The organism is Sulfitobacter noctilucicola (assembly GCF_000622385.1).
GTDB classification, from domain to species: Bacteria; Pseudomonadota; Alphaproteobacteria; order Rhodobacterales; family Rhodobacteraceae; genus Sulfitobacter; species Sulfitobacter noctilucicola.
The window spans coordinates 250,420-270,225 of the sequence record NZ_JASD01000008.1; the positions used below are offsets into that span (position 1 = coordinate 250,420).

The following is a 19,806-nucleotide window of genomic DNA, read 5'->3' on the forward strand; positions in this document are numbered from 1 at the left end:
TAGACGCAGATTGCCTTTCCAAGGGGCCACACGCAAGAGCGAGACGTTGACTGTGACATTGCGCCTCGAAACATCGCTAAAGGAAATGTGACTTGGCAGCGTGCGGCCTATGGCCCATCTAAGGATGATGAAAACACCTTTCGCCGCCTTCGCGCTCTCTGTGCTGACTGCTCTGCCGCTTCAGGCAGGTGACAGTTTTGAAACGCCTGTCACGGGCGAAATTCTGCACGGTTGGGTACAAGCAGACGGCACACGGGTAGCCGCGCTTCATCTTCGCCTCGCACCCGGATGGAAGACATATTGGCGCGCACCGGGCGATGCCGGTATCCCGCCCCAGTTTGACTGGTCCGGTTCGGATAATTTGCGCGGTGTCGGGATCACGTGGCCCACGCCCGAAGTCTTTCTGACGGCAGGCATGCGTACAATCGGATATACTGGTGATCTGGTTCTGCCCCTATCGTTCGCCCCGCGCAGTGCCGGAGCGCCGATCAGCATCAACGCCCGCCTCGATATGGGGGTTTGCAGCGATATCTGCGTGCCCCATAGTATGACGCTCAAGGCAGTTATCAATGACAACAACCAAACGCCCACACCGGCGATTGCAGCGGCATTGGCTGAACGCCCGTATAGCGCAAAAGAAGCAGGCGTTACGGCATCCAAGTGCACTCTGCGCCCCACTGACGAGGGGTTAGAGATTGAGGCACATCTGACCCTGCCATCCACAGGCGGGACAGAAACCGTGGTTATAGAACCTGGTCAAGCCGGGCTCTGGATGAGCGAAACCAAAGCGACAAGGCGCGGTAACTCGCTTGTTGCAGTGGGCGAAATGATAACAAGCGACGGTCAACCCTTGGCGCTGGACCGCTCGCAGATCACGATCACTGTTCTGGGCAGCAAACACGCCGTTAACATTCAGGGATGCAAGCCCGGTTAAACCCGCCGCTTTTCGCGCATCGCAAAAGCAAGCCCCGCAATGATATAGCCCGCCAGCGCCACAAACGCGGCGCCCGCTATGAACGCCAACAGCCCCCCCAACATAGGTGTGATGGGCCCGCCCGCTGGCAGAATACCAGCCACGATTGGATGCAAGTTACCGTAGAGCGCGGCCCAGCCAAGGGTCAGCACGCCCCACGCCAGAACCGCGATCCAAAGCCCCGCCATACCAAAGCGCAGCGCCGATATCGGCGCGCGCAAGCCACGGCGCATCGCGGCGGTCTGGCGGGCGATATCATGCTGCGCTGCGACCAAAGCCGGGACCACCAACAAAACCAGAACCATGCCGAAGCCCAAGCCGTAGACAAGCGTGATGATCGTCGGTTTCAGAAACTGCGCCTGCTGGCTTTGCTCATAAAGCAGCGGTGCCATCCCCAGAACTGTGGTGAGCGTGGTTAACATTACAGGCCGCAATCTGTCCGCAGCACCATCAATGATCGACGGAAACAGCCCTCGCGTCTCGGCGTATTCATCGATGGTTGTCACCAGTACGATTGAATCGTTGATAATAATACCTGTCATGCCCAGCAAACCGACAACCGTGAACATGCTAAGCGGCACATCCCAAAGCGCGTGCCCATAAATCGTTCCGACCAGCCCGAAAGGGATAATTGCCATCACCACGCCGGGCCGCGTCCAGCTGCCGAATATCCATGCCAGCACGAAGTAGATGCCAGTCAGGCATAGGATCAATCCGGTCAGAGCGTCGCTCAGAAACTCGTCTTCCTGTTCGCTTAGCCCCGCCAGCCGGAATTCGACCTGACGCTCCGATGCAATACGCGGCAGAATATCAGTTTCGAGGGCCTCGTTGATTTCCGTGGCGCGGGCGGCGTCATCCTCAGAAATGTCACCGGTCACGGATATCAGACGGATACCATTCTCGCGGCGCACCGTGCTGAAGCCGGTCCTGCGCTCCACGCTGACAATATCGGCCAAAGGAACATAAAGCCCCGCCGGTGTGCGCATCTGGGTGCGATCCAGAAAATCCGCGGTGAGTTCGCCCTCGGGCAATTCCACCCGGATGGTGGCAGAGCGTGGACCGTCAGGATAAGTCGCCGCCTCGATCCCGCCCAAACGGTGACGCAACGCAACCCCAAGCATATCAATTGTAAAGCCAAGCGCCTGTCCCTGTGGTGTCAGATCAAGGATCAGCTCTTCCTTGTCATAGGCCAGATTATCCTGCACCGCGCTGACTTCTGGGAAACGGCGCAGCGCCTCTTGCAGATCTTCCGATGCCCCCTTGAGCGTGTCTGTATCGGCACCGTAGAACTGCACATCAAGTGCATCACCACCCGGACCGGAACGCCATCCGCGAAAGCTGACGGCCTCTGCCAGCGGATGGTTCACCACCTGCTCCTGCAACTCCGCAATGAAGGCAAAACTGGAGTACGGGCGCAAATCAGCATCAATCAATTCAATCGAAATGCCGCCCAAAAGATCATTGTCCTTGTTATCCGCACCAGCAATACCACGCCCGGAATTCCCGCCTGTCTGGGCGATGACATAATCCAGCGGGTTGGTCCCGTAGCGTTCTTCATATGCGGCACCCAGCGCTTCGGTCGCACGTTGCATCTCGCGCATCATGGCAAGCGTGTCTTCGCGCGTGGCCCCTTCGACCATCATGAAATTACCGCTGACCGATCCGCGCTCTGGCGCGTTAAAGAACCGCCACTGGACGTCACCAGATATGAACAACGCCGCTTGCGAGGCAAGGACAGCCACAACGCCGGCAAGCACGACATACCGCGCCTTGATAACTCCCGCCATCAAGGGGCGGAACAGACGCTCTCGCACCCACTCAAACCCACGGTTCACCGAACGACTTGGGAAATCATACCAGTGTTCTTTGTGCGCAGCAGCTACCGCATGTGCCATGTGGTTAGGCAGAATAAGGAAGCATTCGACAAGGGACGCGGCAAGCACAGCGATTACCGTAAATGGAATGTCGCGGATCAGATCACCAAAGCGCCCGCCAACCGCGACAAGCCCGAAAAAGGCGATGATGGTGGTTAGGGTCGCCGCAAAAACAGGCATCGACATTCGCCGCGCTGCGTTCTCTGCCGCCTGCATGGGAGTCTCTCCCAGCGTCCGGTAGCGGTAATCCGTATGCTCACCCACCACAATTGCATCGTCCACGACAATGCCCAAGGTGATGATCAGCCCGAAAAGAGAGATCATGTTGATCGTCAGCCCGCCCAGATACATCAGCGCAATCGCAGCACCCATGGCAACCGGAATACCCGCAGCCACCCAGAACGCCGTGCGCGCATTCAAAAAGAGAAACAGAAGTGCTACAACAAGCCCCAGGCCCATCAGACCATTGTCGATCAGCAGATTAAGCCGCCCTGTGATGGCTTCGGAACGGGTACGGATCAGCTCCATCGTGACAGTTGATGGCAGGCTCGCCTGAAGCTCCGCTGTTACGTCCTCAACTCTTTCCTGGATCGCAATCGCATCACCCCGATCAGAGCGGTCAACCCGTACCGAAATTGCCGGATCAGCCCCGACGAAATACTGGCGTTCGCGGTCTATACCCTCTGATCGCACGGTAGCGACATCACCGATGGTAAGCTTTGATCCATCGGGGTTCGAGCGCAGCACAATATCTGCAATCTGACGCGCCGTCCGCTTGGCAGTCCCAGTGCGCACTCTTGCGTTTGCACCGGTCACATCCCCTGCCGGATCGGCATCGACTTCTGCTGCGATGGCGGCCGCGATATCGGCCATGGTGACATCATAGGCAATCAGCTGCGAGGACGGAACGGACACCATGGTCTGCGGTGCCGCGACACCCTCGATCGTGGTCCGCGTGACGCCGGCAGCAAACAGGCGCGTTACAAATTCATCGGCGAACCGCCCCAGTTGGCCGGGGTCAAGCGGACCTGTGATGACGACGTCTGTCACGCGGTCCCGCCAAGCGCCGCGTCTTACAAAGGGTTCTTCTGCCTCAGACGGTAACGTGGTGATGGCATCAACGGCGGTCTGAACATCCGCAGCAGCGCGGGCCATGTCCCAACCCGGCTCGAAATCCAGCACCACCGTGCCGCTTCCTTCGCGCGAGGTGCTGTTTGATCCCTCGACACCTTCCAATGCAAGCAAAGCAGGCTCAAGCACCTGAACAATCGCCGCATCAACGTCTTCGGCCCCTGCCCCTGTCCAAACGGTAGAGACGGTCACGTTGTCGACAATCACATCGGGAAAGAACTGCGCACGCATGTTGGGGGTTGCCACCGCGCCCGCCACCAGAAGGATCAGCAAAAGCAGGTTTGCTGCCGTCCGGTGCCGGACAAAGTACGAAAGGACGCCGCCTGCTTTACCCGAAATGGATCGTGCCACGCTCTAGCCTCCCATCCGGCTTTCAATCCGCGCCACCATTTGGGCAGGGACCTGAGGTTCGGCCAGACGCGCAAGCGTGCGTGCCTTGGCTTCCTCGGGCATGCGGGTATTGCCTTCCACGAATGCGACGAGCCGCGCGCGGCGCTCTTCTGTCAACTCAAGCATCTCGGGTTCGTTTGAAACCTGCGCATCACGCTCGATCGGTTTGACAGAAATTCCCGCCCCCAAAAGCGGGGACCGCGCCTCAACAACCTTGCGTTCCAGAATCGGGCCGCGCACCAACACCTCGTCACCCTGTCGGCGCAACAGGGAAACCTCTACTGCTTCAAGACGGTTCTCTTCTCCCAGAACCAGTACCTCGTTGTTTGCATCCACCGCTGATGCAGGCAGACGAACAACACCTTTCAGCTCGGGCTCTTGCACGCGAACAGTGACGAAATCGCCGGTCTTGAAACCTTTGGCATCGCGCAGCGCAGCAAACACAAGACGGCCTGTAGCGCCTTCACCTGCGCCTGCACTGGCGCGGCTGATCCTGCCCTGCGCTTCCAGATCAACCCCCGCCACATCAAGTCTGGCGGTCACATCTGCACCCAAAATCTGGCCATTTTCGTCCAGCAATCGCGCATATTGCGCTGTCGACAATCTGAACGACACTTCGAGGTCCCGAGGATCAATCAATTCTGCCAGCTGTTCATTGGTCAGCACCAGACGCCCCACAACGACGCTCGTCGAAGACAGCGTACCGTCGAAAGGGGCGGTCAGTGTCGTATCCTCCAGCCGCCGTTCTGCTTCAGCCAGCGCAAGCCGCGCCCGCGCGAGGCCCGTTGTTGTCTGATCGAGACGCGCTTCGGCCTGCGCCACAGCCTGCCTGCGGGAGACAACGGCCTGCCGCGCCGCAGACGCAGCAAGTTCGGCGGTCTCTACAGTTGTAGCCGTGCCAACGCCACGATCCGCCAGATCCTGCTGGCGTTCAAATGCACGCTCGCGCAGCGCCGCCTGATCCTCGGTCGCGGCCAGTTCTGCCAATGCCAGCTCAAGCGAGCGGGTCGCATCGCGCCCTTCAGCCAGAGCATCCGCAACATCACTGTCCGCCCGTTCAACGGCCGCTTGCGCATCCGCCGGATCAAGTTGAACCAAGACCTGCCCGGCCTTGATCTCGCCTCCATCCTCGAACCCGTCGGCAAGCTCGACAACACGCCCTGCTACTGCCGCACGAAGCTCAAGCAAACGTCTGCTTTGAACTTCGCCAAAGGTTTCCAATACGGGCACAACATCCTGCGGCTGTGCCGTAACCACATTCACTGAAAATACACGTTCGCGCGCGGGCGGTGCCTTGGACGTCTCGGCCATACGCTCTTGCAAAGCGCCTCCGACAAGGGTGACCGCAAAAACCAGAAGCCCCAGTGTAATGGACGCCAGAAACAGCCCGATCATGCTTTGTCGTAAGAACCGCATCCAGAAATGCTCCACAAGTACAACTTGTCAAAAATATAATCTGCTGGCGCAAAACGCCAAGTCATCATGATATAACGGGCATGACAGAGATTTCCGTCGCGCGGAAATGAATTTTTATTTACGACGCAGGTGTTCATCCAGTCGCGGCATGATTTCAACGAAATTGCAGGGCCGATGCCTGTAATCGAGCTGCTTGACCAAAATTTCATCCCAAGCGTCTTTGCAAGCCCCAGGTGATCCTGGCAACGCGAACAGATACGTGCCGTTCGCAACACCGCCCGTCGCACGGCTTTGAACTGCAGATGTGCCGATTTTCTGCATAGAGACGATGGTAAAGACCGTTCCGAAGGCGTCTATTTCCTTCTCGTAGACATCGCGGTGTGCCTCAACGGTGACATCCCGTCCGGTCAGACCCGTACCGCCGGTCGAGATAACGACATCAATTTTATCATCTTCGCACCACAGTCGAAGCTGGTTGGCAATCTGTGCGCGTTCGTCAGGAATGATGTGGCGCTCTGCGACAACATGCCCCGCCGCTTCAATCCGCCCGACAAGCGTATCTCCGGACCGGTCCTGCGACAGATCGCGGGTGTCCGATACTGTCAGCACTGCGATGCGCACCGGAATGAACTCCGCTGTTTCGTCAATCTTGCTCATGTCCGCTCCAATATCGCCAAACGGGCTGCAAGCCCTGCAAAAATCCCTGCCGACACCCATGCGAAGGGCCTGCTGTATCGTCCCGTCCGGTTAGAGATGCGGGCAGCAAATATACCCATCACCCCGTTGATCACGAAGCCGCCCAGACCCAAAACAGCGCCAAAAACCAGAAACTGTCCCAGAACCGACCCCGCATCAGGCACGACAAACTGCGGAATGAAGGCCAATACAAACAGTATAATTTTTGGATTTGTGAGGTTCACGATGAATCCAGTCCCGAAAGCCCGCCATATCCCCAAGCCTTTGGCCTGCGTGTGAGAATTGTCTCTTTGCCGCAGAACCTGCCACGCAAGATAGATTAGATACCCCACACCGATCCAGCGGATGACATCAAAGGCCCAAGGGTGCGCTGCCACAAGTGCGCCAAGTCCCAGACCGGCCAATGTCACCTGTACCATCCCGCCTGCCGCGATGCCTGCACTGGCCATGACCGCAGCCTTTGGTCCCGACCGCAATCCCTGCCCCATGCAAAAGAGCATGTCTGCACCGGGCGTCATGTTCATGATCAATGCCGCGGGCACAAAGGCGGCTAGGGTCCACAGGTCAACCATCGCGCAACCGCGCCTGAAGGCTTAACAGATCAGCCCAAGCCTCGCGTTTAAACTCGGGCGAGCGAAGCAGATAGGCAGGATGGAACATCGGCAATGCAGGTTTGTTCGCCGCCTGCGTCCATTCACCCCGTAACCGCGTGATCCCTTTTTTGCCCAAAAGCGCCTGACAGGCCCAATTGCCGATGATGACCAGCACATCCGGCGACGCCAGTTCGATATGTCGCAGCAGAAAGGGTTTCATCATCGCAATCTCATCGGGTTTCGGATCGCGGTTCTGCGGGGGCCGCCATGGCAACACATTGGTAATATAGACAGGTGCCTGCGCGTGGTCGCGGCCCATGTTGATGGCCCCAAGCATCTTGTCCAGCAGTTGGCCCGCCGCCCCGACGAACGGTTTGCCAGCACGGTCCTCGTCGCGTCCCGGTGCTTCTCCGATCAACATGACACGCGCACCGGCCACGCCGTCCGAGAAAACCATATTGCGGGCACCCTTTTTCAAGGTGCAATGCTCGAACGCCTCCATCGCGGCGCGCAGCTCTTCCAATGACTGAGCCGCTTGTGCCGCCTGCGTGGCCACCGCGACGGGATCAACCGACGCAGGCTTTATCGGCATGACAGAAGGGCTTGCCGCCGAAACCGCAGACGGCTTTTCCATCGCATCCGGCAACGCATAGCGATCCACAGGCGTGTCCATTATTGCTTCGGTCACGCCCAGTTCGACCTGCCAATCAAGCAACGCCAGATGATGATAAAATTCCGCTGATTCCATGAGGTCAGACTATAGTGCGGCGCGGCCGATGAAAAACACTCATCGCGCGAATGGCGAATTCCGCGCAGTCCCTTGTCGCGCAGCGCTACCGCCTTCTATAAGGAGTGGAACTTGTCGAGGTCTGTTGCCCCATGTCTTTTTCCCATCGTCACCTGCTTGGCATCGAAAATCTGTCGCAAGCGGACATCACTGCGATCCTAGATCTGGCAGATACCTTCGCCGATCTGAACCGGCAGGCTGACAAACACGCGGATGCCTTGGCGGGCCTCACACAGATCAACATGTTCTTTGAAAACTCGACCCGCACACAAGCCAGCTTTGAGATTGCGGGCAAGCGGCTGGGAGCCGATGTGATGAACATGGCGATGCAGGCGTCCTCGATCAAAAAGGGTGAGACGCTGATTGACACTGCCATGACACTGAACGCGATGCACCCCGATCTGCTGGTTGTGCGCCATCCGCAGTCAGGCGCGGTGGACTTGCTGGCGCAAAAAGTGAACTGCGCTGTGCTGAACGCTGGCGACGGACGTCATGAGCACCCGACACAGGCGCTGCTCGACGCGCTGACGATCCGGCGGGCGAAGGGACGTTTGCACAGACTATCCGTGGCCATCTGTGGTGATATCGCGCACAGCCGTGTCGCACGCTCCAACATCATGTTGCTGGGCAAGATGGAAAACCGCATCCGCCTGATCGCTCCGCCCACCCTGATGCCTGCGGGCATCGGTGATTTCGGAGTAGAAGTCTTCGATAACATGGAAGAAGGGCTTCGGGACGTCGATGTCGTCATGATGCTCCGCCTGCAAAAAGAGCGGATGGATGGCGGTTTCATCCCGTCAGAGCGCGAATATTACCACCGCTATGGCCTGGACGCCGACAAACTTGCCCATGCAAAACCCGACGCTATTGTCATGCATCCCGGCCCAATGAACCGCGGAGTAGAGATTGACGGCACCTTGGCGGATGACATCAATCGCAGTGTCATTCAGGATCAGGTCGAGATGGGTGTCGCCGTGCGCATGGCTGCGATGGACCTTCTCGCCCGCAACCTGCGTGCCCGCGTCCTGCAACCGGTTTAAGGAGGCTCCACGAATGAGCAAGATCGTCATCCCCGCACTGGAACAGGGCACCACGCGGGTATTCTCCCTTTCAATGTCCGGCAATGCCGCCCGCGATCTGCGCGGCGACCCTTCGGCACAAGTGGCTCTGCTCGGCAGCAAAGACCTGAACCCCAAAGGCATCGAAGTGTTTCCCGTATCCGATCTGGGAGAGTTGGGTCTGACCGGATACCTTCGGGAAGGCATCGATGCCCGCGAAGAAGACATCACCCGCGACGCACCAAAACTGGCTGCTCTCGATGGTTGGGTGATGCTTGTCCATTCGCTCGCCGCGTCGGGCAAGGCTGTCACGCTCAACACGGATACGGCCCTCACGCTGATCGGCACCTATGCGCAAACAAATCCCGAGAATGAAGAGATCGCGCTGACGGCAGAGGCTGCACAACCCTACACCGGCACCCCGGGAACACCACCCGAGCCCGAACGCAAACGCGGTGCGTCATGGGTCGTTTGGGCGATTATCGCCCTTTGCGTCATTATTCTCGGGGCCATCCTGCTCTGACCCGCCCCTTGCCCGACAGCTTTCCAAAAGGACCTCTACATGCAAGAGCCGAAACCAGATCCGAAAATGTCCGGCCGGATAGCCATGATCGCCCTGATCGTGGCATTCGGTATTGTGGGCGTGATGATATGGATCGCCTGACTGCGCCCGATATTAGCTGGGGCCCCTCACGTGCGGTTTTTCTACGGCGTGTCGCGATCACCGGCGGCGCAACCTTTGTGGCACTGGCCATCGTCGGCTTGATCTTCTGCTACGCCTTCGCCTTGCCGGTGTCCTGGGTATTTCTGGTCGCGCTGACCCTCACCGCAGGCTTCGTCCTCGAAGATGCCTTTCGCTGGCGCAGCGCCCGCAGCGACCGCTGGCAAATGAGCGAAGGATACCTGATCCACGAAGGGCCTGACGGCATCGCACAAGTGCCACTTTCAGAGATTGTCGATGTCAAAACCCAGTTCGGAAGCCGCGTTATCGTTAAACTGCGCTCCGGCCAGCAGATGGCGATCCGCTACCTGCCCTTCCCCAAAGCCACAGCAGACCAGATTGCAGCAGCACGTGGCCCAGACCGAGGTAGCGCATAACTTGGCCCTTGGTTTGCGCCAGTATTTCGGGCAAGAACGCGCAAAGCTGTACCAGACCGAAGGCCTCGCATGACTGTGCATTTCATTAATGCCAAGCTGATCAACCCGGAAGAAGGGCGCATCACCGAGGGCACGCTGACCGTCACCGATGGTAAGATTGCCCAGATCAGTACGGACATGGCCCCCTTGCCGGCAGATGCCGAAGTCGTTGATTGCGCGGGCAAGTTTCTTGCCCCCGGTATTGTCGATCTGGGCGTCAAAGTCTGCGAACCAGGCGAGCGTCACAAAGAAAGCTACCGCTCTGCCGGTCTGGCGGCTGCGGCGGGCGGCGTCACCACGATGATCACGCGCCCCGACACCAATCCGGCGATTGACAGCCCCGAAGTGTTGGAATTTGTCACTCGCCGCGCCAACGAAGCCGCACCTGTCAACGTCGTACCGATGGCCGCACTCACCAAATCCCGCGAAGGGCGCGAAATGACCGAGATCGGTTTCCTGATGGACGCAGGGGCCGCAGCCTTTACCGATTGCGACCACGTGATTGCCGATACCAAGGTATTTGCCCGTGCGCTGACCTATGCGCGTGGTTTGGGCGCTCTGGTCATCGCTCATCCGCAAGAACCCAATCTCAGTTCCGGTGCTGCAGTGACATCCGGCAAATTTGCTTCCTTACGCGGATTGCCTGCTGTGTCGCCGATGGCCGAGCGTATGGGATTGGACCGCGATATCGCGCTGATCGAAATGACCGGTGCCAAATATCACGCGGACCAGATTACAACCGCACGCGCCCTGCCGCCGCTCGCGCGCGCCAAGGCAAACGGTCTGGACATCACTGCCGGTGTTGGCATTCATCATCTGACGCTGAACGCATTGGATGTGGCCGACTACCGCACGTTCTTCAAGCTCAAACCGCCTTTGCGTGACGAAGAAGACCGCCTTGCCGTGGTCGACGCAGTCGCAAGTGGTTTGATCGATATTGTCTGCTCCATGCACACCCCGCAGGACGAAGAATCAAAACGCCTGCCATTTGAGGAAGCGGCATCAGGTGCCGTCGCACTTGAGACCTTTCTGCCTGCCGCTCTGCGCCTGTTCCACGCCGAACTGATTGACCTGCCGGTGCTGTGGCGGGCAATGTCTCTGAACCCTGCGCAGCGTCTTGGTCTGCCCGGTGGGCGCCTTGCGCCGGGTGCCCCTGCTGATCTGGTTCTGTTCGACGCGCATGCGCCCTTTGTGATGGACCGGTCCAAACTCTCATCGAAATCGCGTAACACGCCGTTTGACGGGATGCGGATGCAGGGTAAGGTGCTGAAAACCTTCGTTTCCGGAACCTGCGTATTTGAGGCGACCTGATGCCCCCCATTGATACTTCTCCTGTGATGCTAATCCTCTGGGCGCTGTTTGGCTACCTCATGGGGTCGGTCCCCTATGGCATGTTGACCGCGCGTTTCATGGGGCTTGGCAACCTGCGCGATATCGGGTCAGGCAACATCGGTGCCACCAATGTTCTGCGCACCGGAAGCAAGAAAGCCGCAGCACTAACGTTGCTGCTTGATGCGGGCAAAGGCGCGGTTGCGGTGCTGATCGCAAGGGCAATGGCCGCTGAGGATGCTGTGCAGCTTACAGCCCTTGCCGCGATGATCGGACACTGCTTTCCCGTCTGGCTACGCTTTGATGGGGGCAAAGGCGTGGCTACCTTTCTGGGCATTATGCTGGCACTGGCCTGGCCTGCGGGCATCGGATGCTGCCTGATCTGGCTGGTCGCTGTTGCAGCAACGCGCGTTTCCTCAATGGGTGCACTTGCCGCGGCTTCCGCCTCGACCTTCCTTTTGGTCATCACCGGCTATGGCTACATGCTGATCCTTGGTATCGCATTGACTTTGCTCCTTTATCTGCGCCACCGCGCGAATATCATACGCATCAAGGCAGGTACTGAGCCCAAGATCGGCCAAAAGGGGTGACACCCCCGCCGGATCTGGCGCACAGGATCGCGGCCCTCCCGCTTGGAACGTTCACAGGTCAGGCTTTTGGCAGAAAGTACGTCGTCACGCGCAGTCTTTTCAGTAAGGGACGCGCGGTGAAACTGGTGGCCGAAGAACTGGGCGGCAAAGACTATATCAGCCTCAACCTGTACGCACTTTCGAGCGGTCCAAAGCTGTTTCCCTGTGAAATGCCGGCAGAAAAGGTCATCACCTTTGTCCGCGCGTTGGAACCCAACTCCGAACCATATCCATAGGCGTATGACCTAGACCACCGTGTTCTTCAAAAGGATAGAAACCTGCCTCAATCTCGCCCATTTGGGCTGCAACTTAAAGGCTGGTAATCCAGCAAGAGGGACGCGCGATGAGGGAATTCCTTTCTATATTTGAGAACTTCGCCTTCAAAGCGTTCAACTTTGGCGGCAGGGCAACGCCTGGCGAATACTGGGCAGTCATCGCATTGATCTGGGCCATCATCTGCTATGTATTGATGGGCGACATCGCCGAAGTACACCGCTTCCTGCTGGCGCGGGAAATTCCGCCCATGAACCCGCTCTACTACGATTCGATCGTTATTTTTATGCTGACGCTAATACCGCGCCTGTCGCTGAACATGCGCCGCCTGCATGACCGAAACCGGTCTGGTTTCTGGGTAATCCTGCCCGCCATCGCAATCATGTCCACTATCGTTCTGTTTTCCGGCCTCGCGGGCGGAATGATGAACTCAAGTCTTACTGGCGTGGCAAACCAACCGAATGATCCCGCCAACATCATCTATCCGGTTGTCCTGTTTTTCGGAGCGCCGCAAACGTTCTGGGAAGAGATGTTCGCCATCTCGCTCGCTTTCGAGGCCGCTGGAACCGATACTGTCTGGGGTCTGCTCGCCGAGATTATGGCGCATAACGGTGCCGTCGATATCCGCCGCAATGCGTCCAACGTCAGCACCGGGCTTGAGGGGGAATCAGGTCATACCGTTGGCGTGCTCTTTATCTCATTCGCTTTGGTCGCCACACCGATTGTGACAGGCCTGTTGCACAGTCTGATGAATGCCCTGCCCAGCGTCCCGTTCGATAACATCTACGGACCGGCGAAAATTGCAGAACTTCAGTGGAAGAAAAAGACAGACGGCAAACACAATCCCATGGCGGGTTATGCCTGCCTGTTCGAAGAAACGGACGAGGAAAAAGCAGCAAAGCGCGAAAAAGGTGCCGCCGAAGTCAAAGCGCTCTACCGCAGCCGGGTTCTGGGTCTTCAGGAATAATACGACTTGAGCGTTTAATCTGGGCGTTCAACCTGTCGCCCAGATTAAACGCATCAACTCAATAGCTGTAGTCAGCGTAAATCTTCGAAAGATCGCCGTTCCACTTGCCGTGGTAGTCTTCCAGCATCTCATCTGCGGGAACCTTACCTGTCTCGATGCTTTCTTTCAGCGCGTTCAGGAAATGGGTTTCATCAGGAACCATACCACCCGCACCGACCTTGCCGCGTGCCTTCAAGCCTGCTTCGGACAGCGCAACCGCCTCGCGGGCAATGTCGTGCATGTTGATGCCCGAGACTTTGGCCTGCAATCCGTCAACAGATGCAGCTACGCGTAAGGCGTCGTGCTGTGCCGGTGTCCAGTCTTTGACCAGATCCCACGCACCGTCCAACGCTGTCTGATCATACATCAACCCGACCCAGAAAGCAGGCAAGGCGCACAACCTGCGCCACGGTCCACCATCCGCACCGCGCATCTCAATGAATTTCTTCATGCGTGCCTCAGGGAATGCGGTCGTCAGATGATCCGCCCAATCGCTCAGGGTCGGCGTCTCTCCGGGCAGCGCGGGCAACTTGCCTTCCAGGAAATCTCGGAATGACATGCCCAGTGCGTCTACATATTTGCCATCGCGGTACACAAAATACATCGGCACATCGAGCGCGTATTCCACCCAGCGTTCAAATCCGAACCCGTCTTCGAAAATGAAAGGCAAAGTGCCTGTGCGTGCCGCATCCAGATTGCGCCAGACCATGGACCGCAGGGATTTATAGCTGTTGGGCTTTCCCTCAAAGAAGGGCGAGTTTGCAAAAAGCGCTGTAGCCACAGGCTGCAACGCCACGGCGACGCGCATTTTCTGCACCATGTCCGCCTCTGATCCGAAGTCGAGATTGACCTGAACCGTGCAGGTCCGCCGCATCATCACACGACCCATAGAGCCAACGCGCCCCATATAATCGTTCATCAATTTGTAACGCCCCTTGGGCATCAAATCCATCTGCTCGTGTGTCCAGACAGGTGCGGCACCCAGACCAATCCATCCCACACCTATCTCGTCTGCAACTTCCTGCACTTCGCGCAGGTGGGTGTTTACCTCGTCACACGTCTCGTGGATCGTCTCAACCGGCGCACCGGAAAGCTCAAGTTGTCCGCCGGGTTCCAGCGATACGTTTGCTCCGTCTTTCTCCAGACCGATCAGTTTGCCGCCTTCTTCGACGGGTGCCCAGTTGTGCTTGTCGCGCAACCCTTCCAGCATAACGCGAATGGAGCGTTCACCCTCATAAGGCAGCGGTTTCAACGTGTCTTTGCAATACCCGAACTTCTCGTGCTCCGTCCCGATCCGCCATTCGGATTTGGGTTTACACCCATCCGCCAGATACTCCGCGAGTTGTTCGTGGCGCTCAATTGGGCCACCGCCGGATTGGGGAATGGACATCGCTTTGGTCTCCGGTTTGGATTAGCATAAAGATGAAGGGATGGGCGGATTTGACAAGGGTGTCAATGCAACAAGGCACCCTGAGGTGCTGCGTCAGGCCGCTGCCAGATCACAACCGCTTGATGCGGATCGGCCTTTAGCGTCGCAAGCATTCGCTCTGTTCTTAGGCCCGGCAGCGTGGCGAAGGCATCAAAGAGCGCATCCGCACCCGCCGCGTTCACAGGGATCAGCAGTGGGGTCTGCCCACGTTGCGCCAGCCGCCAATGTGCTGGAAACATTGACCCTTCCAGCGTCAGACTGTCCATTTCGCGTAGATCGACACTGCCGCCGGTCAGCGGCCCGTAATACGTCACCTGCCCTTCGTCTACCTGAACCGCACCAGCACCACCATCGGGGCTGCGGAACCGTCCGCGCTGATAGCCAAGCCACGCCAGAACGCCACCGACGCCCAACATAGCGTAGCCCAAAACAGCCAGCAGAAAACCCGGACCCAACACCAGCCAGATGCCAATCGCAGCGCAGCAAAGGCCGGCGATCATTTCGCGCCAGCGCCATAGCGCCGCCCGCGCCTCTGGACGAAAGAAAGTCATGCTGCAACGCCTCCCGCTTCATTTACCTCGAACTCGTGCAAAGCGCAGCGCATCATCGCCAAACCGGTCACGCCCAATCCCCCAACGACTGCTGCCACAGGGTCATTGCAGCGACGGCCGCCGTATCGGCGCGCAAAATGCGTGGGCCAAGTGTGACTGCATCCGCATAGTCAGCCTTGTGCAATCGCGTGCGTTCCGCGTCTGAAAACCCGCCTTCCGGTCCGATCAGGATTGCCCAAGGGCCGCGCACCTCGGGCAAACGACCTGACGCGCCTGCAAGCGCCTCGTCGCAAAACATGATCCGGCGCTCGGGTGCCCATTGGTCCATCAAAACACGGAATTTTACCGGAGCCTCCACGCGGGGCACATATGTCCCGCCGCATTGCTCTGCCGCCTCAACCGCATGGGCCTGCAACCGGTCTACCTGCACACGGCCCGCATTGGTGTACTCTGTCATCACAGGTAAAATCCGCGCAGCTCCCATTTCGGTAGCTTTCTCGACGATAAAATCGGTGCGCGCCTTTTTGATCGGGGCAAAGATCAGCCACAGGTCCGGCGGCATCTGCAGCAGAGCGCTTTGATTGACACAGCGCAGCGTTCCACCGCGTTTGCCCGCTTCGACAATCTCGGCCTGCCATTCGCCATCGCGCCCGTTAAACAGCGCCACCATGCCGCCCACCGCCTGCCGCATCACCCCGAAAAGGTAATGCGCCTGTCCTTTATCTAAAGGAACCGATTGCTCCTCCCCTAAAGGGTGATCTACATACAGTCTTATTTTCGCATTCATGAGACCGATATATGCAAGACGCGCCGCCTTCACCAGATGCACCTGTCGCAGATGCGGCCGGCGACAACTGGGTTGACCGATATGCACCGGCTTTTGCGCGCCCCTATCTGCGCCTGTCCCGCGCTGACCGGCCGATTGGCACATGGTTGCTGCTGTTGCCCTGCTGGTGGGGTCTGGCGCTGGCAATCCTCTACGATCAAAGTCCGCGCTGGTTCGATCTTTGGATTCTGATCGGTACCGGCATCGGCGCCTTCCTGATGCGTGGTGCAGGCTGCACTTGGAACGATATCACCGACCGCGATATTGATGCGCAAGTCGCCCGCACGCGGTCGCGCCCCATCCCCTCCGGTCAGGTCACGGTTGAGGCCGCGATAGCATGGATGGTGATTCAGGCCCTGCTCGCCGCACTTATCCTGTTCACCTTCAATCGTGCTGCCATCGGTCTGGGATTTCTGTCGTTGCTGCTGGTCGCAGTCTATCCTTACGCCAAACGATTTACATGGTGGCCGCAAGTATTTCTGGGGCTCGCGTTCAACTGGGGCGCATTGCTGGTCTGGACAGCCCATGCAGGAGTGCTGAATTCCCCTGCGATCCTCTTATATGGTGCCGGCATCGCCTGGACCCTTTTTTACGATACGATTTATGCACATCAGGACACAGAGGATGACGCGCTGATCGGTGTAAAGTCTACCGCGCGGCTGTTCGGTGACACATCACCGCAATGGTTGCGCCGCTTTTTGATGGCGACTGTCGGTCTGATGGGGCTGGCCGTTGTCTTTAGCGCGATGCCGAATGCAACCATTCTGGCGCTGGTAATCGCGCTGGCGGGACCTTGGGCGATGGGTTGGCATATGGCGTGGCAATTGCGCGGCCTGGACATCAACAATCCCTCGAAAATGCTTCAGCTGTTTCGTGCCAACCGAGATACCGGCATGATCCCGCTGTTCTTTTTCGCCGCAGCCCTGCTGGCGTGATTGCACCTCCCAGCCTGCACGCGTATCAAAGACCAAGTTCAACAAAGCAGAACCCTGACTTATGCGCCTTTCTTCACTGCTGATCATCGCAATGACCTTCTTCGCGGCTGCTGTCGTGTCTCTGGTTGCGGCGAATTTCAGCGTGAAGCTGATTGAGGAAAGCTCCGAAATCGGCGTGCGCGATGCGCTTGATGGCGAAGGAATGACCTGGGCCGAAGTAGAAGCAGACGGGTTGCAAGTGACCTTGGCCGGCGTCGCCCCGACCGAAGCGGTCCGCTACAAAGCACTGACTACAGCAGGTTCTATCGTTGATGCCGCCCGCGTGATCGACCTGATGGAAGTTGAAGCGCAGGCCGCCATCGCGCCTCCCCGTTTCTCTGCCGAAGTGCTGCGCAATGACAGTGGCATTTCAATCATCGGCCTTATCCCTGCCAGCACTGATCGCGAAAGCACGATCAAGAAATTTGCCAATATGGCAGGTGAAGCAAACGTCGCTGACCTGCTGGAGCAGGCCGATTATCCCGCGCCTGAAGGGTGGGAAGATGCCTTGGCCTATGCGACCAGTGCCATCGCACAGCTGCCGCGCGCAAAAGCATCTATCGCGGCGGGCCGTGTATCGATTACCGCGATCGCCGACAGTGTCGAAGCCAGAGCGGAAATGGAGCGGGTCCTCAAGCGGCGTGTCCCGCCAAGCGTCGAGCTGGTTATCGACATCGCAGCACCACGCCCTGTGATTACGCCCTTTACACTGCGTTTTGAGCTGGATGAAGACGGTGCGCACTTTGACGCCTGCTCTGCCGATACCGACGCGGCACGTGCCCGCATCGTCGCAGCCGCCACGCGTGCGGGCGTGACCGATACGCCACGCTGCACTGTGGGCATGGGTGTGCCAAGCCCGACATGGTCGACTGCGGTAGAACAGGCCATCAGCGCGGTCGAACGTCTGGGCGGCGGATCAGTCACATTCGCCGATGCCGACATCAATCTGATTGCCCTGCCGGGCAGCAGTCAGGCCACATTCGACCGCGTGGTCGGAGAGCTTGAAAACAGCCTGCCGCCCGTCTTCGCGCTGCGCTCGCAATTGCCCAAGGTGCAAGACCCGAACGAAGGACCACCAGAGTTCACCGTAACACTTAGCCCCGAAGGTCAGGTGCAACTGCGCGGACGTGTAAATGATGCTGCCCTGCGCGAACTTGCAGACAGCTATGCCAAGGCGCGATTCGGGTCCGACCGGGTTTATACAGCGACAAGAGTGGCCGAAAACTTGCCAGCCGACTGGGCTCCACGGGTGCTGACCGGACTGGAAGCACTGGCGGCCCTTAGCAACGGCTCTGTCACTGTCACGCCCAACGCGCTGTCTGTGACAGGCAATACTGGCAACCCTGATGCCAGCACCGAAATCGCCTCTCTCCTTGCTGGAAAACTGGGTGAAGGCGCGGACTACGATATCTCCGTGAATTATCAGGAAAAGCTCGATCCCGTTCTGGGCCTGCCCTCCCCAAGCGAATGTGAAGCGCAAATCGGCGAGATATTGAAAACAGGCAAGATTAACTTCGAACCCGGCTCCGCCACGATTGATTCCTCCGCCCTTTCGATCATGGATGAAATCGCCGACATCCTGAAACGCTGTGGTGATCTGCCGTTGGAAATTCAGGGTTATACCGACAGTCAGGGCCGCGAGACAATGAACCTCGCTCTCAGCCAAAGTCGCGCGGAGTCAGTTTTGAACGAACTGCGTGCTCGTCGTGTGCTGACCGGCACCTACACTGCCAAAGGGTATGGCGAAGAAAACCCGATTGCGGACAATGGCACAGAAGCGGGCCGCGAAGCCAACCGCCGCATCGAATTCCGTCTGCTGCGCCCTGATACCGTCGCGGTACCCGATGAGACAACGCTGGAGTCTGCGGCTCAATCAGGCGATACAGAAAACCAAACGTCCGAAGAAGGCACATCAGATGAGCAGAACTGAATTCGTCCTCGCCACAGCCATCATCCTGTTTGTCGCCTTTTGCCTTGGATGGTTCGCCAACTGGCTTTTGCACCGCTTTACACGCGTGGCAGCGGGAGATGTAGCACAGCTTGACCGGATGAGTCAGGAACTGCACGAAGCTGAAGAAACCCGCGATCAGGCAATCACCTACCTGCAGCAGCGCGAGGCAGAGCTGACCAATCAGCTCGCACAGACCGAAGCTGAACTTGGTGCTGCCATGGAAGGTTTGCGCGATGCACGTCACGAGGCCGAAGAGCTGCGCGTTTTTCTGGAGACTCAAAACAAATCTACGGGTGAAGTGTTCTCTTCACAGCGCTGAGGCGTCAGTTCAGCCGCTGCTACCAGCGCTTTAGCGCGTCCTCGTCCGCATCTTTTGACGCAACCCAAGCCGCGCCTTTCGCCGTAATCTCCCGCTTCCAAAACGGTGCCCGGGATTTCAGGTAGTCCATCAGGAACTCGGCCCCGTCAAAAGCGTCTTTGCGGTGCGGTGCAGCAGTCGCCACCATCATGATCATCTCGCCGGGGGTCAAACGGCCGTAGCGGTGAATAATCAGCGCATCCCCAAGGCTAAAACGCGCCATTGCCTGCGTTGCAATTTCTGTCAACGCCGCTTCGGTCATCCCGGGATAATGCTCGATCTCCATCGCATCCAACGGATCATCAGGAAGGTCGCGAACGATGCCGGTAAAGGTAACTATCGCGCCCATGTCGCGGTGGCCTGCGGCAAAAGCAGCGCTTTCGCGACCCAGATCAAACGGGGCTTCCTGCACCGAGATTCGCATC

20 protein-coding genes are annotated in these 19,806 nt (G+C 58.3%); 11 read left to right on the plus strand and 9 right to left on the minus strand.

Translation table 11 applies throughout. The features are described from left to right. Positions 1 to 127 precede the first annotated feature (127 nt). Positions 128 to 934 (plus strand): protein-disulfide reductase DsbD domain-containing protein, encoded by an 807-nt coding sequence (locus tag Z946_RS0104745; protein WP_052836121.1) that lies wholly within the window; start codon positions 128 to 130, stop codon positions 932 to 934. Here Z946_RS0104745 and Z946_RS0104750 read toward each other — a convergent pair. The 5 genes from Z946_RS0104750 to Z946_RS0104770 all read right to left on the minus strand — a co-directional run bounded on the left by Z946_RS0104750 (position 931) and on the right by Z946_RS0104770 (position 7,821). Further along, positions 931 to 4,329, minus strand: coding sequence for an efflux RND transporter permease subunit (locus tag Z946_RS0104750; protein WP_025054589.1), 3,399 nt, complete (start codon positions 4,327 to 4,329; stop codon positions 931 to 933). The two genes, Z946_RS0104745 and Z946_RS0104750, sit on opposite strands and share 4 nt — an antisense overlap. Positions 4,330 to 4,332: 3 nt before the next feature. Continuing rightward, positions 4,333 to 5,784, minus strand: a complete 1,452-nt coding sequence (locus Z946_RS0104755) for an efflux RND transporter periplasmic adaptor subunit (protein WP_025054590.1) — start codon at positions 5,782 to 5,784, stop codon at positions 4,333 to 4,335. 114 nt (positions 5,785 to 5,898) lie between these two features. Beyond that, positions 5,899 to 6,441 carry a molybdenum cofactor biosynthesis protein B gene (gene moaB / locus Z946_RS0104760; protein ID WP_025054591.1) on the minus strand — a complete coding sequence of 181 codons (543 nt, stop codon included), beginning with the start codon at positions 6,439 to 6,441 and terminating at the stop codon, positions 5,899 to 5,901. Continuing rightward, positions 6,438 to 7,052 carry a LysE family translocator gene (locus Z946_RS0104765; RefSeq protein WP_025054592.1) on the minus strand — a complete coding sequence of 205 codons (615 nt, stop codon included), beginning with the start codon at positions 7,050 to 7,052 and terminating at the stop codon, positions 6,438 to 6,440. The genes moaB and Z946_RS0104765 overlap by 4 nt, the downstream gene beginning before the upstream one ends. Continuing rightward, entirely contained in the window at positions 7,045 to 7,821 is a 777-nt protein-coding gene (locus Z946_RS0104770) for a uracil-DNA glycosylase (RefSeq protein WP_025054593.1), read from the minus strand. Before Z946_RS0104770 ends, Z946_RS0104765 begins: the two co-directional genes overlap by 8 nt. Before the next feature lie 131 nt (positions 7,822 to 7,952). Between Z946_RS0104770 and Z946_RS0104775 the strand changes: the two genes are divergently transcribed. From Z946_RS0104775 to Z946_RS0104810, 7 genes are all read left to right on the plus strand, one after another. Continuing rightward, complete coding sequence (locus Z946_RS0104775) at positions 7,953 to 8,900, plus strand: aspartate carbamoyltransferase catalytic subunit (RefSeq protein WP_025054594.1); 948 nt, start codon at positions 7,953 to 7,955, stop codon at positions 8,898 to 8,900. Between the two features lie 13 nt (positions 8,901 to 8,913). After that, a complete protein-coding gene (locus Z946_RS0104780) occupies positions 8,914 to 9,441 on the plus strand; it encodes a hypothetical protein (protein ID WP_025054595.1) in 528 nt (175 codons plus the stop codon). A 128-nt stretch (positions 9,442 to 9,569) separates the two neighbouring features. Further along, positions 9,570 to 10,016 (plus strand): hypothetical protein, encoded by a 447-nt coding sequence (locus Z946_RS0104790; protein WP_025054596.1) that lies wholly within the window; start codon positions 9,570 to 9,572, stop codon positions 10,014 to 10,016. A gap of 69 nt (positions 10,017 to 10,085) precedes the next feature. Next, on the plus strand, positions 10,086 to 11,366 hold the full coding sequence (gene pyrC, locus Z946_RS0104795; protein WP_025054597.1) for a dihydroorotase: 1,281 nt from the start codon (positions 10,086 to 10,088) through the stop codon (positions 11,364 to 11,366). After that, positions 11,366 to 11,974, plus strand: coding sequence for a glycerol-3-phosphate 1-O-acyltransferase PlsY (plsY, locus tag Z946_RS0104800; RefSeq protein ID WP_025054598.1), 609 nt, complete (start codon positions 11,366 to 11,368; stop codon positions 11,972 to 11,974). The genes pyrC and plsY overlap by 1 nt, the downstream gene beginning before the upstream one ends. Beyond that, positions 11,971 to 12,249 carry a hypothetical protein gene (locus tag Z946_RS0104805; RefSeq protein ID WP_025054599.1) on the plus strand — a complete coding sequence of 93 codons (279 nt, stop codon included), beginning with the start codon at positions 11,971 to 11,973 and terminating at the stop codon, positions 12,247 to 12,249. The genes plsY and Z946_RS0104805 overlap by 4 nt, the downstream gene beginning before the upstream one ends. A 107-nt stretch (positions 12,250 to 12,356) precedes the next feature. Next, entirely contained in the window at positions 12,357 to 13,253 is an 897-nt protein-coding gene (locus tag Z946_RS0104810; RefSeq protein WP_025054600.1) for a DUF805 domain-containing protein, read from the plus strand. A 58-nt stretch (positions 13,254 to 13,311) separates the two neighbouring features. On the opposite strand, the gene Z946_RS0104815 is transcribed toward Z946_RS0104810, so the two are convergent. The 3 genes from Z946_RS0104815 to Z946_RS0104825 form a co-directional block, all read right to left on the minus strand. Then, positions 13,312 to 14,682 (minus strand): glutamate--cysteine ligase, encoded by a 1,371-nt coding sequence (locus Z946_RS0104815; RefSeq protein WP_025054601.1) that lies wholly within the window; start codon positions 14,680 to 14,682, stop codon positions 13,312 to 13,314. Positions 14,683 to 14,744: 62 nt separating this feature from the next. Further along, positions 14,745 to 15,272, minus strand: coding sequence for a hypothetical protein (locus tag Z946_RS0104820; RefSeq protein WP_025054602.1), 528 nt, complete (start codon positions 15,270 to 15,272; stop codon positions 14,745 to 14,747). A gap of 67 nt (positions 15,273 to 15,339) precedes the next feature. Then, the gene (locus tag Z946_RS0104825) at positions 15,340 to 16,059 is read right to left on the minus strand and encodes a 16S rRNA (uracil(1498)-N(3))-methyltransferase (RefSeq protein WP_025054603.1); all 720 of its coding nucleotides are present in this window, start codon (positions 16,057 to 16,059) and stop codon (positions 15,340 to 15,342) included. A gap of 11 nt (positions 16,060 to 16,070) precedes the next feature. Here Z946_RS0104825 and ubiA point away from each other — a divergent pair, with 11 nt between their 5' ends. The 3 genes from ubiA (at position 16,071) to Z946_RS0104840 (ending at position 19,342) form a co-directional block, all read left to right on the plus strand. Next, entirely contained in the window at positions 16,071 to 17,033 is a 963-nt protein-coding gene (gene ubiA, locus Z946_RS0104830; protein WP_025054604.1) for a 4-hydroxybenzoate octaprenyltransferase, read from the plus strand. A 61-nt stretch (positions 17,034 to 17,094) separates the two neighbouring features. After that, a complete protein-coding gene (locus Z946_RS0104835) occupies positions 17,095 to 19,002 on the plus strand; it encodes an OmpA family protein (protein WP_025054605.1) in 1,908 nt (635 codons plus the stop codon). After that, complete coding sequence (locus Z946_RS0104840; RefSeq protein WP_025054606.1) at positions 18,989 to 19,342, plus strand: hypothetical protein; 354 nt, start codon at positions 18,989 to 18,991, stop codon at positions 19,340 to 19,342. Before Z946_RS0104835 ends, Z946_RS0104840 begins: the two co-directional genes overlap by 14 nt. A gap of 19 nt (positions 19,343 to 19,361) precedes the next feature. Here Z946_RS0104840 and Z946_RS0104845 read toward each other — a convergent pair whose 3' ends face one another. Then, positions 19,362 to 19,805, minus strand: coding sequence for a molybdenum cofactor biosynthesis protein MoaE (locus Z946_RS0104845; protein ID WP_025054607.1), 444 nt, complete (start codon positions 19,803 to 19,805; stop codon positions 19,362 to 19,364). Position 19,806: the final 1 nt, after the last annotated feature.

What these genes read in the sequence shown, in the direction of transcription:
- Z946_RS0104790 (WP_025054596.1), top strand. Translation starts at nt 9,570, where the DNA reads ATGGATCGCCTGACTGCGCCCGATATTAGCTGGGGCCCCTCACGTGCG.
- Z946_RS0104840 (WP_025054606.1), top strand. Translation starts at nt 18,989, where the DNA reads ATGAGCAGAACTGAATTCGTCCTCGCCACAGCCATCATCCTGTTTGTC.
- Z946_RS0104810 (WP_025054600.1), top strand. Translation starts at nt 12,357, where the DNA reads ATGAGGGAATTCCTTTCTATATTTGAGAACTTCGCCTTCAAAGCGTTC.
- pyrC (WP_025054597.1), top strand. Translation starts at nt 10,086, where the DNA reads ATGACTGTGCATTTCATTAATGCCAAGCTGATCAACCCGGAAGAAGGG.
- Z946_RS0104820 (WP_025054602.1), bottom strand. Translation starts at nt 15,272, where the DNA reads ATGACTTTCTTTCGTCCAGAGGCGCGGGCGGCGCTATGGCGCTGGCGC.
- Z946_RS0104825 (WP_025054603.1), bottom strand. Translation starts at nt 16,059, where the DNA reads ATGAATGCGAAAATAAGACTGTATGTAGATCACCCTTTAGGGGAGGAG.
- Z946_RS0104845 (WP_025054607.1), bottom strand. Translation starts at nt 19,805, where the DNA reads ATGCGAATCTCGGTGCAGGAAGCCCCGTTTGATCTGGGTCGCGAAAGC.
- Z946_RS0104780 (WP_025054595.1), top strand. Translation starts at nt 8,914, where the DNA reads ATGAGCAAGATCGTCATCCCCGCACTGGAACAGGGCACCACGCGGGTA.
- Z946_RS0104815 (WP_025054601.1), bottom strand. Translation starts at nt 14,682, where the DNA reads ATGTCCATTCCCCAATCCGGCGGTGGCCCAATTGAGCGCCACGAACAA.
- Z946_RS0104755 (WP_025054590.1), bottom strand. Translation starts at nt 5,784, where the DNA reads ATGCGGTTCTTACGACAAAGCATGATCGGGCTGTTTCTGGCGTCCATT.
- Z946_RS0104835 (WP_025054605.1), top strand. Translation starts at nt 17,095, where the DNA reads ATGCGCCTTTCTTCACTGCTGATCATCGCAATGACCTTCTTCGCGGCT.
- Z946_RS0104765 (WP_025054592.1), bottom strand. Translation starts at nt 7,052, where the DNA reads ATGGTTGACCTGTGGACCCTAGCCGCCTTTGTGCCCGCGGCATTGATC.
- Z946_RS0104745 (WP_052836121.1), top strand. Translation starts at nt 128, where the DNA reads ATGAAAACACCTTTCGCCGCCTTCGCGCTCTCTGTGCTGACTGCTCTG.
- Z946_RS0104770 (WP_025054593.1), bottom strand. Translation starts at nt 7,821, where the DNA reads ATGGAATCAGCGGAATTTTATCATCATCTGGCGTTGCTTGATTGGCAG.
- moaB (WP_025054591.1), bottom strand. Translation starts at nt 6,441, where the DNA reads ATGAGCAAGATTGACGAAACAGCGGAGTTCATTCCGGTGCGCATCGCA.
- Z946_RS0104775 (WP_025054594.1), top strand. Translation starts at nt 7,953, where the DNA reads ATGTCTTTTTCCCATCGTCACCTGCTTGGCATCGAAAATCTGTCGCAA.
- plsY (WP_025054598.1), top strand. Translation starts at nt 11,366, where the DNA reads ATGCCCCCCATTGATACTTCTCCTGTGATGCTAATCCTCTGGGCGCTG.
- ubiA (WP_025054604.1), top strand. Translation starts at nt 16,071, where the DNA reads ATGCAAGACGCGCCGCCTTCACCAGATGCACCTGTCGCAGATGCGGCC.